The following is a 14121-nucleotide window of genomic DNA, read 5'->3' as shown; positions in this document are numbered from 1 at the left end:
TCGCTGCCGCAAGGCGCTAAGCAGCTCAGCTCATCTGCTCGGTTTCAGATACGCTTGATCTCGACGCCGTATTTCCTCAGCACGTAGCCAATCTGGCGCGGGGTCAGTCCAAGGAGGCGCGCTGCCTTTGCCTGCACCCAGCCACATCTTTCCATGGCAGCAATGACGCGCTCTATGTCGGGGGTCCTCGCACCAATTGGGTGTGTTGCGCCGGCACGCGGGACTGTGGTCGCGGCCGAAGAGGCTGCCGCATCCGGCGGCGTGGCCGGATTCACTGACTCCGGCAGGATCGGCGCTGGTTGCAGCGCGGCCTTGCCCGATCTGCACTTCCACAGCGCCTCGGCAAAGCATTGGCCTTGGGAGCAGGCAAAGTCGTTTCTCCCGATTGATAGTCCCTCGGCCAGGATCGCTGTCCGGTGCACGCAATTTTCAAGCTCGCGAATGTTGCCGGGAAACTCACATTTCATCAGCACTTCAATCGCACACGGATCGAAGGTAAGCGTACAGCCGTTCTCGTCGTTGAACTTCTTGAGAAACTCAGCTGCGAGCAGCGGAATATCGCTGCGCCTCTGGCGCAATGCTGGTACCAGCAAGGGAACCACGTTGATGCGGTAGTATAGGTCGGCGCGGAACTCATTCCTTGCAACCGCCTCTTCCAGGTTCCTGTTCGTGGCGGCAATCACGCGAACATCGACCTTGATGGTCTGATTGCTGCCGACGCGCTCAAACTCCTGCTCCTGCAGCACGCGCAGTAGCTTTGCCTGGAACGAGGCCGAGATCTCGCCAATCTCATCCAGAAACAACGTCCCCTTGTCAGCGAGCTCAAAGCGCCCCTTGCGGGAATTGAATGCGCTTGTGAAGGCACCCTTCTCATGACCGAACAATTCGGATTCCAGGACTGTCTCTGGGAGCGCTGCACAATTGAGTTTAACGAAGGGCCGCTTGGCGCGCGGCGACAACTCGTGAATTGCCTTGGCAGCCAGCTCCTTCCCGGTACCGGACTCGCCTCGCAACAGAACCGTGGTTTTTGCCTTGGCTACGATCGCGATCTTCTCCAGCAGCGCGCTTATCGCCGGACTGTCACCAATCATCCCCTCGACATGAACTTTTTTGCGCCGGGGTGCAGGGTGCTTAACATCTGAAAATTTCGTTTGCAGCCGATCTTCCAACTCCGGCGGTCGCTCGCGGTCCCCCGCGCAGAAGCGGTGCAACTTGACTGTCTGTCCCACCATGTTGGCAATCATGGTGAGCAGTCGGACATCGTAATCGAGCCGATAGCTCGACCTGCTTTCCAAAGCCCTGTCCATAGTCATCGCGCCTACGGCGTTTCCATCAACACGAATGGGAACGCCGATGAAGGACACGGTGTCGGAGGCCCCAAGCACCTCGATGTCAGCGGCAGTGAAGGCCGGATGCATCGCTATGTCCTCGGCGATGAGCGGCGTGTCCGTCGTCACAATCTGATCGATGGCGTTGCGCGGCACGCGCGACCGGGAGGGCTCATTGCTGTTCGTGTCGCAGTCGCTGGCCACGGTGATGTCCAGTCCGGCCTCGGCATCGCAGAGAGTGATGATGCCGTGCCGCATCTGCACTAACGAGTGCAGGAGATCAACGACCTTGGCCAACGTGAGTTCGAGCCGGGCGGGACCGGTGAGTATTTTCGATATTTCGAAGATTCCGGTGAGGGCGCGCTCGTGCAATGCCCCATTCGCAGGATTCGTCTCGGACGTTGGACAACCCCTTATCGCATCCGGCAGCGATATGCCGCACTCGCTGGCATTTTGTTCTGATTTGCGAATGTTGTGGTGCATGTGATCCTCGATCTCGCGCCATCAAACGTAGGCCGGCGGCATGTGCGCCCGCGACGTCGCGAGCAAGCGCGAAAATACTCCGACGTGAACTCGTGCCGCCGCCGTTTGGTCGAGTGCAAAGCGGATCGAACCCTGATGCATCGCTTGGCTCTCCCCTCCACGAAGCTTGGCCATGGTCTCGGCTTGCACCAAGGCAACCACACGTTGTTTTCAACAGACTGGAGCGAGGCGGGATAGTCAATCGAGCTTTCTTTCATTCGTGAAAGGAAACCTCGCGGCATATGATAGAATTCATCAATTCTGTTTTTGCCGTTGAACGACGGAAATACTTGCGCCGGCGATGCGGTGCCCGAGCGGCTGACCGCGCCGAGTGTAAAAGCCGGGCCGTGCCATTCACCAGCGCCCGCGAAGGAGGGGCGGAAGTGATAATAACCGCCAACGGCACTGGTCGTTTGCGGCAACCGCCATTTTGCTCGAGTTGATCATGCGGCGGCGGTGTCGCGTGTGAAGGCGCGAAGCTGGCGTCGAGTACGGCTTGGTAGCCGGTGCTCGCAATTTCCAGATCGCATCGTCGTGGTCAGCGCCAACGGCGTCAATCTCTACGTCTCGACGTGGCTTTCATGCAGCGGGAGCGCTGCAAAGAGCGCAGCATTCTCGGCTCTGATGCCACCGATGAACCGCGAGCCAGAGGGATCGACTGGCAGCACTCTGTCAGTGAACATCAACGGGTCGTGCTGGACCCTCGTCGTTCCCGCCTTGTGCCAGCGCATTCATTCCATCATGGGTGCCACGGCTAGTCAGGGAAAGCGAAGCTCTCGGCCTCCTCTAGACCAACGGATTTCGTCATGTGGCGCAGGCGTTCCGGCGAGAGGAACTCGCCTCTCACAGCGCTTCCGAACAGGGGTAAGTTAGCCTGTCATCTGGAAGGGCTTATGAACAGGCGACCTATTTGGTACGCGCTGGCGCCAGCGATGCGGCGCGGTCCAAAGCCGGCTAAAACGAGGAACCCAGCACGCTCTGTGCAGCAAAACCGCTAGCCAGAGGGATCGACCGGCAGCACTCTGCCAGAGACCATCAAGGGCGTGCCGGACCGCGGCCTATCCCGCTGGTCTGACACCGCATTCCTCCAGCATTGGCGAGCCCACGTCAGTTCAGGTCATGCGGATTCATCTGGCATGGGTATTGCAGCGGCGTTGGTGCAGCGTTCGACCGGAGCGCCGCGATAGGGAGAAGCCCGGGAGAAGTCACGCCACCTCGATCCGGTCAGGGAGAGAGAAACAGTGTCAGCTGCACAAGTCCGCGGCGCGAGTCCCGCGCCCCGCAAACCCTTCTACACCAAGCTCTACGCCCAGGTGCTTGCCGCCATCGCGCTCGGCGTCGCAATTGGCTATTTTTATCCGGAGACCGGCGAGAGCCTGAAGCCGCTGGGTGATGCCTTCATCAAGCTGGTCAAGATGATCATCGCGCCTGTCATCTTCCTGACAATTGCCACCGGCATTGCCGGCATGAACGATCTTCATAAGGTCGGCCGGGTCGCCGGTAAAGCAATGGTCTATTTCCTCACCTTCTCGACGCTCGCGCTGATCGTCGGCCTCATCGTCGCCAATGTCGTCCAGCCTGGCGCCGGCCTCAACATTGATCCGGCCTCGCTCGATGTCCAGGCCGTGAATACCTATGCCGCAAAAGCCAGCGAGCAGTCGGTCACCGGCTTTCTGATGAACATCATCCCGCCAACGATCGTCGGAGCCTTCGCCGAAGGCGACATCCTGCAGGTGCTGTTCTTCTCGGTTCTGTTCGGCATGGCGCTTGCGATGGCCGGCGAGCCGGGCAAGCCTGTCGTTTGCTTCCTTCAGGCGCTCGTCGCGCCTGTCTTCAAGCTCGTTGGAATTCTGATGAAGGCCGCGCCGATCGGCGCTTTTGGCGCAATGGCCTTCACCATCGGCAGATATGGCATCGGTTCGGTGGTCAACCTCGCGATGCTGGTCGCGACGTTCTATTTCACCGCCTTCCTCTTCGTGTTCGGGGTTCTCGGCGCGGTCTGTCGCTACAACGGCTTCTCGATCTGTTCTCTCATTCGCTACATCAAGGAAGAGCTGCTGCTTGTCCTCGCAACGTCCTCCTCGGAGGCGGCGCTCCCTTCGCTGATGCAGAAAATGGAGAAGGCGGGCGCCAGGCGTTCGGTTGTGGGTCTCGTCATCCCGGCCGGATACTCATTCAATCTGGACGGCACGAATATCTACATGACGCTGGCGGCCCTCTTCATCGCGCAGGCGACGAACACGGATCTGTCCATCGGCGATCAGGTGCTGCTGCTGCTCGTAGCAATGCTTTCCTCCAAGGGCGCTGCAGGTGTCACAGGCGCGGGCTTCATCACCCTGGCGGCTACGCTCGCCGTAGTTCCGAGTGTTCCCGTTGCTGGGATGGCACTGATACTCGGCATCGACCGCTTCATGTCCGAATGCCGGGCGCTGACGAATTGCGTCGGCAACGCAGTGGCATCCCTCGTCGTCGCCCGCTGGGAAGGAGAATTGGACCGAGCACAGATGAAAGCCGCCTTCTGCGGTCATCAGCTTGCCAAGGCATCAAACCGGCTACCCTCCTCCAAGTAAGGTGGGCGGCCCACGACCTGTTAAGTCGCCTAGCTGGTCACATGAACTGAACGACCGACCCGCAGCCTCTAAACGGCTCCTCACGGACCATGTAGCCGAAGCGCTAAATGTGTGAGTGCAAACCGTCACCGCCCTTTAAGCGAATGAGCCTTTCAGTATACCCGGCCGGTTTACGTCTGGAATGATGTTCGTCCAACACGCTGTTGGCCGTTCGTATGGGACGTTTTCACTTTGCCACCCGAAACCGAAACCCGTTAGGCGACAGAGAGCCGGCCGGCGTCAAAAAGATCAGAATAGGACCTATGACCAAGCGCCCCACAATTGCCGATCTCGCCCGCGAAGCCCGAGTCAGCGTAGCAACGATCGATCGGGTTCTGAACGCCCGCCATCCGGTGCGCGAGGAGACCGCGCGGCGGGTCCACGACGCCGCCCACGCGATCGGCTATCATGCTGCCGGGCTAATCAAGCAGCGCTTGCGGCGAGACCTACCGCACTACCGTCTGGGCTTCATCTTGAGAAAACCGGCTCAGCATTTCTACCAAGATTTTGCGCGCGAGGTCGAAGCATCGGTCAATTTGGCCCAGTCCTTCCACGGCATTCCGCTCGTCGAATTCGCCCCGTCACATATGCCGAGCGACCTGATCGCGCGGCTCAAGGATTTGGGCGCACGCTGCCATGCGATCGCGATGGTGGCACCGGACCACCCGAAAATTACAGCAGCGGTTGAGGACCTCAAGGCCAAAGGCATTCCGGTTTTCTCGCTGCTTTCCGACTTCGCCGCCGGCGTGCGACAGGGGTATATCGGCCTTAACAACCGCAAGGTGGGGCGCACGGCCGCTTGGATGGTGTCGAAGGTCGCAAAACGGCCCGGCAAAGTGGCGGTTTTTGTCGGCAGCCATCGTTTTCAGGGGCACGAGCTCCGTGACGTCGGCTTTCGCTCCTATTGCCGTGAGAACGCGCCCACGTTCGAGGTGCTGGATCCAGTCATGAACCTCGAGAAACGGCAGATCACCTACGAGGCAACGCTTGATCTCATGCAGCGAGAGCCCGAGCTCGTCGGCTTCTATGTCGCCGGCGGCGGCATGGAGGGCGCCATCTCCGCGCTCCGAGAAGAGGGCAAATGTCGCGATCTCGTCGCGATCGTGAATGAAATCACGCCGGAGTCTCGGGCGGCGCTCGCAGATAATATTGTCACGATGGCGGTCGCCACGCCAATGCGCCGACTTTGCCAGGAGCTGATAATGCTGATGACGCGGGCTATCGAGACCGGCACCGCTGAAACACCCGGACAGACATTTCTCCCGTTCGACATCCATCTGCCGGAAAATATATGAAACTCATGGACTCTATCGTGAGCGGGGAGTTTCCTTTCATAAACGAGAGAAAGTTGAATGATGATCCCATCCCGCGGGGTGGCCGCACCCACGGACCTCAGCCGGGCAGAATGTAGCGCCGATTAGATGAACGGATCGGCCACGCGTTCAGGCAGAAGCGCGGGGTCAATTGCCTGGGTCCGCAGCGTCAAGCTCGACCGGCTTCATTGCCAAGTGCCCGACTTTCTCGGTGCAGGGGACTGTCGTCGACGCCAGTAGCCGAGCGAGGCTGGCACAGATGATCGACCACGTGGACCGCCATCTCCTCGCCTGGCCGCGCGTGAAAAGCCGCGGCAAGGCCTGCGACGTTGGCATTTAAGTGGGGCTGAGCATCTTCTGGGACTCCGCAAGCAAAATCGGAGGCGGCAGTCAATTCAGTAGCAACCCCGGGCGTGTGTTCTGCTCGTTCCTGGCCCTCGTACTTGACAATCAACTGCGCCGCTCTGCTGGGCAAAGGCCCGGTGTTTAAGTGGGGCTTAACATCTTCCGGGACTTCGCACGCGAAATCGAGGTGGCAGTCGGTACCAACAACCGCAAGGTCGGATCGGCGTGCCCGAGACGCTCATTGATTTCAGGCAAAGGCGCCAGGCTAGATGCCTCCTGCAACATCATTTCCCGCATCCACATGCTTGCCGGATCAGTATTGTGAAGCTCAGGCCATTGGACGGCCTCCGTGAATGCGGGAGGAGGAAGTGGCGGCGGAAGTTGGACAATCCGCAGGGGTGTTGTTTTTGCGAAATGCTGCGCCAGCCGTAAGGGCATGGTCCCGATGCGGTTGCTGCCTGACAGGACGGGCGCGATCAGGCTAAAGCCCTGTACGACGACCTCGACACGTCTCTCGAAACCGTGCTCGAGCAAATACCATTCCTCCATGGTGGGCTGCCGGGTGTGCCTGAATTTGAGCACGACATGCCCCATGGACAAGTATCGCTCGAATGTAAGTGGCTCTGACAGCTGCTTGTTCGTGCCGCAGCCTACGCATACGAGCATATCTTCGAACAGGGCTGCGCGAGGATGTTTCGACATGAACACTTCCGGCATAATCAGAAAATCAAGGTCGCCGCGCCGGAGAAGCTCCTCGGGGTCGTCGCAAATAGGCAGACATTCGAAGCGGACGGCGGGAGCTTCCCGCGCAGCACGCTCTACGATCTTCTTAAAAAATACGAGCGTGATGTAATCGGAAAGCATCATTCGGAAGAGACGATCCGATTGGGCCGGGTTGAAAGCGTCGGAGGAAATAATCGATAGCTGGATGTGCAGCAATGCCTCCCGGACTGCTGTGGCGAGCCCGTCGGCGCGCGGTGTCAAAATGAGCTCGCGGCCGTTCATCGTAAATAGCTCATCGTTGAAATAGGCGCGTAACCGAGCAACGGCGGCGCTCATGGCCGGCTGGCTCAGGTTGATACTGCGAGCCGCGGCAGTGACTTTACGCTCCCTCATCAGAGCGTCCAGCACAACGAGGAGATTTAGATCGAGTCCCTTGAAACGCATGTCATGTTCTATCCAACGTGTGGATGCGTATCATTCAAACAATCAATTTTACGAATTTACGAGCCATGCATTAGAGGAACGTTAATGAGCGACGTCAAGCTCAAATCGACGACACGGGCCGGAACTTCGAGAGAGCGTCTGGCTCACCTTCGCCAACGACAACGACTGAATGCAGCCAACAGCGCCGCTTTGGTCGGGTAATGCGGCCGCAAAAAACTAATATGAAGAGAGGTCCTGAATGCGCCACCAGGTGCAGTGGAAGTTGTGCTGGGAAAACGAGTTGCAGCTCTCCGATCACGTTGAGCTCGCCGAGTTCTTTCGTGATACGTACGGGCCGACTGGGGCGTCCAACGCAGAACCGTTCGAAGGTAGTCGAAGCTGGGCCGGAGCCAGGCCTGAACTCCGCGTGATCGCCTATGATTCAAGTGGTGTAGCGGCTCACATGGGCATACTGCGCCGTTTCATCAAGGTTGACGCGGTCGACCTGTTGGTGGCTGAGCTGGGCCTGTACGGGGTACGCCCGGACCTTGAGGGTCTCGGAATCGCCCATTCAATCCATGTCATGCTTCCAATACTGCAGGAGCTTGGCGTTCCATTCGCTTTCGGAACGGTCCGGGACGCGCTGCGGAATCATGTTGAGAGGTTCGGGCGGCGATACAGGCCTTTGGCCGTTTTGTCGGGAATTCGCGTGCGCTCGACCCGACCAGAGGCCCGCCTCGACCTGCCGCCCACACGCATCGATGACGCACTCACCATTGTTCTGCCGGTTGGACGGCCGATCAGCGAATGGCCCACGGGCACGATGATAGATCGGAACGGACCAGAGCTATGAGCCGTCCCGATTGCTTGTACGAATTGCGCCGTGAGTGCTCTGACGGCACCGGCCGTCGCAGCGTTTATCTGACGTTTGACGACGGTCCCAATCGACTTTTCACACCGGAGATTCTCGATGTGCTGGCAGAGCAGCGGGTGCCGGCGACTTTCTTCGTCATCGGCGCCTACGCCTTAGAGCACCCAGATCTAATCCAACGGATGATCGCAGAAGGGCACGAGGTAGGCAACCACACGATGTCTCATCCGGATCTGTACCAATGCGGTTTCGGCGAAGTGCAACGTGAGGTCTTTGAAGCGAACGACGCCATCATGAGAGCGTGCCCGCAGGCCTCGGTGCGCTATGTTCGCGCGCCCTACGGCGCCTGGAGCGAAGAAGTCTTCACAGCGTCACAGATCGCCGGGCTGGCGGCCCTCCATTGGTCCGTCGACCCTCGAGATTGGTCTCGCCCTGGGGTCGACGCGATTGTCGATAAAGTGCTCGCCTCTGTCCGGCCGGGCGCAATCGTACTCTTGCACGACGGATGCCCTCCCGGCGAGTTGGGCCGGGGCGCTCACGCCGGTCTGCGCGACCAGACGGTCACGGCGCTGTCCCGGCTGATTCCAGCATTGCGTGAGCGCGGATTTGTAATCCGCTCACTTCCTCAACATCACTGAACAAACGAGATCCCATGACTCTTCTTGGTACAACCAGCACTGTGGCCATATCGCTTTATGCGCTGCTCTCGACTGCTTATAAGAGCATGCAGGGGCTTTATGCTCTGCCGACAAACGACTCATCGGCGTTGGAGGTTCTCGTCGGCTCCGATCAACTGCCCAGCGTGGATGTCATCGTCCCCTGCTTCAACGAGGATCCGCGCACGCTTTCAGAGTGCCTGGCTTCCATTGCCGACCAAGAATATGCCGGAAGACTTCGGGTCTATGTGGTTGATGACGGTTCTGGAAATCGCGAAGCCTTAGGAACTGTCCACGAAGCCTACGCGCGCGACCCTAGGTTCGACATCATTTTGCTTCCCGAGAATGTTGGAAAGCGCAAGGCGCAGATCGCCGCGATACGCCGCTCATCAGGGGATCTGGTGCTTAACGTTGATTCAGACACGTTACTCGCGTCCGACGTCATTGCCAAGCTTGTACCGAAGATGCGAGATTCAGCGGTCGGCGCAGTCATGGGTCAGTTGACGGCCAGTAACCGGACCGAGAGCTGGCTGACCAGGCTGATAGACATGGAGTACTGGCTGGCTTGCAACGAGGAGCGCGCGGCGCAGGCTCGCTTCGGTGCCGTTATGTGCTGTTGCGGCCCATGTGCCATGTACCGCCGGTCTGCGCTCCTTTTGTTACTGGACCAGTACGAGTCGCAGTTTTTTCGGGGCAAGCCAAGCGACTTCGGTGAGGATCGCCATCTTACTATCCTGATGCTGAAAGCAGGCTTTCGAACCGAGTACGTTCCGAGCGCCATCGCGGCCACAGTCGTCCCGAACAGACTAGGACCGTATCTGCGCCAACAACTCCGTTGGGCACGAAGCACATTCCGGGACACGCTGCTTGGGCTGCGCTTGCTGCCCAGCCTGAATAGCTATCTCACGTTGGACGTGGTCGGACAGAATCTCGGCGCGCTACTCCTCGCCCTATCGGTATTAACGGGCCTCGCACATTTCGCACTGACAGGCTCTGTGCCTTGGTGGACAGGACTGATGATTGTGTCCATGACCATGCTCCGATGCAGCGTGGTAGCATTTCGTGCCCGACAGTTTCGATTTCTGGGCTTTTCGCTGCACACGTTCATCAACATCTTTCTCTTGCTTCCGGTGAAGGCCTACGCGCTGTGTACATTGAGCAATAGCGATTGGCTGTCGCGAGGCTCTGCTGTCGCTACATCGAACACTGGGGGAAAACAGGCCCCCACCCAAACTCCGATCACTGGTTCCAGCAGGGCAGAATTCTCGCCGCATGCGGCTCCGCTTCGCAGGCTCAATCTTGCGCGGGATTCTTCGGAATTAGTGCTGTCGGGCAACATTTGCGGCGACGAGTGATCGCTAATTACCTAGTGGACGAGAGGTGCACGAGTTTGACCCAGAACGTGAATCATCAGTTGCTTGATCGGGAATTGGCCGCAGACGATCCGTGGCTTCTCGACGGCAATCCGTTCGAGCGGAAGCGCCACACGCAAATGCTCCAGCTCGCGCTTGCCCAAGGCTCCATTTCAAATGCCCTCGAAGTCGGGTGCGCTGCCGGCGCATTCACGGAAAAACTAGCCCCCTACTGCCAAGGGCTCACCGTCATCGATGTCGTGGCGCAAGCGATTGCTCGAGCACGTCAACGGATAAACGAGCCGTCGCGCATCAACTGGATAGTCTCCGATGTTCAACAGTTTTCGACCGACGAGTTGTTTGACCTGATCGTTGTGGCGGAGGTCCTCTACTATCTCGAAGACATAGCCGAGATGCGCGCGGCCGTCAAAAACCTGGTGCGGGTGCTTGCGCCAGGCGGGCATCTGATCTTCGGATCGGCAAGGGATGCTAATTGCCGTCGCTGGGGTCACGCCGCTGGTGCTGAGCCGGTCATCGCCATGCTGAACGAAACGTTGATCGAGGTAGAGCGTCTTGAGTGTCGGGGCGAGTCGGTCAACGAAGACTGCTTGCTCGTCCGTTTCCGGAACCCGCTTTCCGCTTCCTGATGAATCGAATCTATCGCCGTTAACCTGGAGACACTATGCGCATCTGTGGTACCAAGCTGACCCATGATGGGGCGATCGCCCTGGTCGAGGATGGACGGCTCGTCTTCTGCGTTGACCAGGAAAAGCGGCACAACGATCCGCGTTACCAAGCCATCGATAATCTTGACGCAATTGTCGCCGCTTTACCGGAACAGGGACTAAATCCTTGTGATGTCGATCAGTTCGTTATCGACGGCTGGGATGGCGAAGACGAGTCACAGTTTCAGGTCCGGCAGGCAACCAAGCAACCGCCAGTCTTGGCGTCCCTCTCGGTAAAATGAACCCATGTCCATGGTAGCGATCGATCTTACTGACGTAAGCAAAACTTATGACAAGCTCGTTGTCGACAGGCTGTCGTTCCGCGTTGCGGCGGGGGAATGCTTCGGGCTCTTGGGACCGAACGGCGCGGGCAAAAGCACGATTGCGCGTATGGTCCTCGGCATGACATCGCCCGATGCGGGGAAGATTACTGTGCTCGGCGTTCCAGTGCCGGCGCGCGCGCGTTTGGCACGTATGCGCATCGGCGTGGTCCCGCAGTTCGACAATCTTGATACCGCGTTCACTGTACGCGAGAACCTGTTGGTGTTCGGGCGCTACTTCCGGATGAGCAGACGCCAGATCGATGCGGTCATACCATCGCTGCTTGAGTTCGCCCGCCTCGAGAACAAAGCGGATGCGCGCGTCGCCGAACTGTCCGGCGGCATGAAGCGGCGCCTGACGCTCGCGCGTGCGCTGATCAATGACCCGCACTTGCTGGTGATGGACGAGCCGACCACCGGCCTCGATCCGCAGGCCCGCCACCTGATCTGGGAACGGCTGCGATCGCTGCTGGCGCGGGGCAAGACTATTCTTTTGACTACCCATTTCATGGAAGAGGCCGAGCGGCTGTGCGATCGGCTGTGCGTTATGGAGGAGGGGCGCAAGATCGCCGAAGGCCGCCCGTCCGCACTCATTGACGAGCAGATCGGCTGTGACGTGGTCGAGGTCTACGGCGGCAATCCGCATGAACTGGGTGCGCTGATCCGGCCGTACGCACAGCGCATCGAGGTGAGCGGTGAGACGCTTTTTTGCTATGCACCCGATCCGGAGCAGGTGCTGGCGCAGCTACGCGGGCGCGCGGGTCTACGCCTTCTGCAGCGTCCCCCCAATCTCGAGGATGTGTTTTTGCGGCTAACCGGGCGCGAGATGGAGGACTGAACAATGGGCGAACGTTATGCGGCGGGCATGCCCGCCAATGCGTGGAATTGGGTCGCGGTTTGGCGCCGCAACTATCTTGGATGGAAGAAAATCGGGCTTGCATCGGTGCTCGGCAACCTCGCCGATCCGATGATCTATCTGTTCGGTCTCGGCTTTGGAATCGGAACAATGATAGGTCCTGTTGAGGGCACTTCGTACATTGCGTTTCTCGCGGCTGGCATGGTTGCCACAAGCGCGATGGCATCGGCGACCGCTGAAACGGTTTACGGGAGTTTCGGCCGCATGGGCGACCAGCGCACCTGGGAAGGAATGCTATGCACTCAGCTGACGCTCGGCGATATCTTACTCGGCGAATTGGCGTGGGCAGCCACCAAGGCCCTGATGGCGGGCACAGCAATCACTATTGTTGCCACCACGCTAGGCTACGCATCGTGGCCATCCATCCTCTGCTTGCTGCCAGTCATCGCTCTCAGTGGCCTCGCCTTCGCGAGTCTAGCGATGGTCGTCACGGCGCTTGCGCCCAGTTATGAATATTTCATATTTTATAATACGCTTGTTATAACACCCATGCTGTTCCTTTGCGGCGCGATGTTTCCGGTCAACCAATTGCCCGGCGCTTTTCAGGACGTCGCCTCCTTGTTGCCGCTCGCACATGCAATTGACCTCATTCGTCCGGCGATGCTTGGCCGTCCCGCCGGCAGCATGGGCCTGCATATCGGCGCGCTTTGCATATACACGGTTTTGCCGTTCTTCCTATCGGTTGCTCTGTTTCGTCGTCGGCTGATGCGTTGACGCTCTCACCTCGTGAAATTGATTGTTTGGGCGATACCCATCCACGCGTCGGATAGGTCAATGCATGCGTTTTAAGGGACTCGATCTAAATCTCCTCGTTGTGCTGGACGCTTTGATCAGGGAGCGTAAAGTCACCGCCGCGGCTCGCAGTATTAACCTGAGCCAGCCGGCCATGAGCGCCGCCGTCGGTCGGTTACGCGCCTATTTCAGCGATGAGCTATTTACGATGAACGGCCGCGAACTCATTTTGACACCGCGCGCGGAGGGGCTCGCCACAGCAGTCCGGGAGGCATTGCTGCACATCCAGCTGTCGATTATTTCCTGGGACGCCTTTAACCCGGTCCGATCGGATCGTCGCTTCCGCATCATCCTTTCCGATTACCTCACACTCGTATTTTTTAAGAAAATCGTAAAGCGTGCTGCGCGGGAAGCTCCCGCCGTCCGCTTCGAATGTCTGCCTATTTCCGACGACCCCGAGGAGCTTCTCCGGCGCGGCGACGTTGATTTTCTGATTATGCCGGAAGTGTTCATGTCGAAACATCCTCGCGCAGCCCTGTTCGAAGATATGCTCGTATGCGTAGGCTGTGGCACGAACAAGCAGCTGTCAGAGCCACTTACATTCGACCGATACTTGTCGATGGGGCAGGTTGTGCTTAAATTCGGCGACACCCGGCAGCCCTCCATCGAGGAATGGTATTTGCTCGAGAACGGTTTCGAGAGACGTATCGAGGTCGTCGTACACGGCTTTAGCATGATCCCGCCCCTTCTATCAGGCACCAGCCGCATCGGGACCATGCCGTTACGGCTGGCGCAGCACTTCGCAAAATTAACACCCCTGCGGATTGTCGAACTTCCGCCGCCACTTCCTGCCGCATTCACGGAGGCCGTCCAATGGCCTGCGCTTCACAATAATGATCCGGCAAGCCTATGGATGCGGGAAATGATGTTGCAGGAGGCATCTCGTATGATTACCCTGCCTAAGAGCACCGGACGTCTCAGTTGTCGGCCGAATTGAGAAACTGACCTCTCGGTTATGAGAGGAGGCATGGATGGCGACCGGGATTGGGCGATTCCTGCATTGTCGAGAACGATGCAGGGAGAGCAGATCCTTCAGCCTGAAGAGATGGCAGCGATGCTGCGGCGGCATGAGGTTGGCTGGGGAACCGACGTGCGAAGGAATTCGGGTGCGCGCGCAACACGGTGCGTCGGTGTCTAAGCGAGGGCGGGACTGTTCCGTTTCGCAAGCCTGTGCGGCCGACGGCGTTTGACGGACTGGACGATTGGCTGCGGGAGCGCTTCTTCCC

The 14121-nt window shown here is 58.9% G+C and carries 11 protein-coding genes and 2 pseudogenes; 11 read left to right on the top strand and 2 right to left on the bottom strand.

Translation table 11 applies throughout. From position 1 onward, the window contains the following. Nucleotides 1-44 precede the first annotated feature (44 nt). Nucleotides 45-1811 (bottom strand): nif-specific transcriptional activator NifA, encoded by a 1767-nt coding sequence (gene nifA / locus NKH52_RS02590; RefSeq protein WP_352657235.1) that lies wholly within the window; start codon nt 1809-1811, stop codon nt 45-47. A 1280-nt stretch (nt 1812-3091) separates the two neighbouring features. On the opposite strand from nifA, the gene NKH52_RS02585 reads away from it, so the two are divergent. Beyond that, nucleotides 3092-4420, top strand: coding sequence for a dicarboxylate/amino acid:cation symporter (locus tag NKH52_RS02585; protein ID WP_352657232.1), 1329 nt, complete (start codon nt 3092-3094; stop codon nt 4418-4420). Between the two features lie 302 nt (nt 4421-4722). Then, nucleotides 4723-5754 carry a LacI family DNA-binding transcriptional regulator gene (locus NKH52_RS02580; protein ID WP_352657229.1) on the top strand — a complete coding sequence of 344 codons (1032 nt, stop codon included), beginning with the start codon at nt 4723-4725 and terminating at the stop codon, nt 5752-5754. A 504-nt stretch (nt 5755-6258) separates the two neighbouring features. On the opposite strand, the gene NKH52_RS02575 is transcribed toward NKH52_RS02580, so the two are convergent. Beyond that, nucleotides 6259-7284: a LysR family transcriptional regulator gene (locus NKH52_RS02575; RefSeq protein ID WP_352657226.1), complete on the bottom strand. Its 1026-nt coding sequence runs from the start codon at nt 7282-7284 to the stop codon at nt 6259-6261. Nucleotides 7285-7522: 238 nt separating this feature from the next. Between NKH52_RS02575 and NKH52_RS02570 the strand changes: the two genes are divergently transcribed. From NKH52_RS02570 to NKH52_RS02530, 9 genes and pseudogenes are all read left to right on the top strand, one after another. Beyond that, nucleotides 7523-8116 (top strand): NodA family N-acyltransferase, encoded by a 594-nt coding sequence (locus tag NKH52_RS02570; RefSeq protein ID WP_023736281.1) that lies wholly within the window; start codon nt 7523-7525, stop codon nt 8114-8116. Next, nucleotides 8113-8772 (top strand): chitooligosaccharide deacetylase NodB, encoded by a 660-nt coding sequence (gene nodB / locus NKH52_RS02565; RefSeq protein ID WP_352657223.1) that lies wholly within the window; start codon nt 8113-8115, stop codon nt 8770-8772. Before NKH52_RS02570 ends, nodB begins: the two co-directional genes overlap by 4 nt. A gap of 14 nt (nt 8773-8786) precedes the next feature. Then, nucleotides 8787-10145, top strand: a complete 1359-nt coding sequence (nodC, locus tag NKH52_RS02560; protein ID WP_352657220.1) for a chitooligosaccharide synthase NodC — start codon at nt 8787-8789, stop codon at nt 10143-10145. Nucleotides 10146-10180: 35 nt separating this feature from the next. Next, on the top strand, nt 10181-10789 hold the full coding sequence (gene nodS / locus NKH52_RS02555; RefSeq protein WP_023770905.1) for a nodulation methyltransferase NodS: 609 nt from the start codon (nt 10181-10183) through the stop codon (nt 10787-10789). 35 nt (nt 10790-10824) lie between these two features. Further along, nucleotides 10825-11070: pseudogene (locus NKH52_RS02550) on the top strand (carbamoyltransferase N-terminal domain-containing protein); the annotation flags it as partial. Between the two features lie 43 nt (nt 11071-11113). Next, a complete protein-coding gene (gene nodI, locus NKH52_RS02545; protein ID WP_023736276.1) occupies nt 11114-12025 on the top strand; it encodes a nodulation factor ABC transporter ATP-binding protein NodI in 912 nt (303 codons plus the stop codon). Between the two features lie 3 nt (nt 12026-12028). Beyond that, nucleotides 12029-12817 (top strand): ABC transporter permease, encoded by a 789-nt coding sequence (locus NKH52_RS02540; protein ID WP_023736275.1) that lies wholly within the window; start codon nt 12029-12031, stop codon nt 12815-12817. A gap of 64 nt (nt 12818-12881) precedes the next feature. Continuing rightward, nucleotides 12882-13832 (top strand): LysR family transcriptional regulator, encoded by a 951-nt coding sequence (locus NKH52_RS02535; protein ID WP_352657214.1) that lies wholly within the window; start codon nt 12882-12884, stop codon nt 13830-13832. 30 nt (nt 13833-13862) lie between these two features. Beyond that, nucleotides 13863-14119 (top strand): annotated as a pseudogene (locus NKH52_RS02530) (hypothetical protein); the annotation flags it as partial. Nucleotides 14120-14121: the final 2 nt, after the last annotated feature.

It is taken from the genome of Mesorhizobium sp. M1066 (genome assembly GCF_040318635.1).
GTDB lineage: Bacteria > Pseudomonadota > Alphaproteobacteria > Rhizobiales > Rhizobiaceae > Mesorhizobium.
The sequence above is the reverse complement of the archived record's forward strand: the minus strand, read 5'-3'. Positions and strand labels throughout refer to the sequence as shown.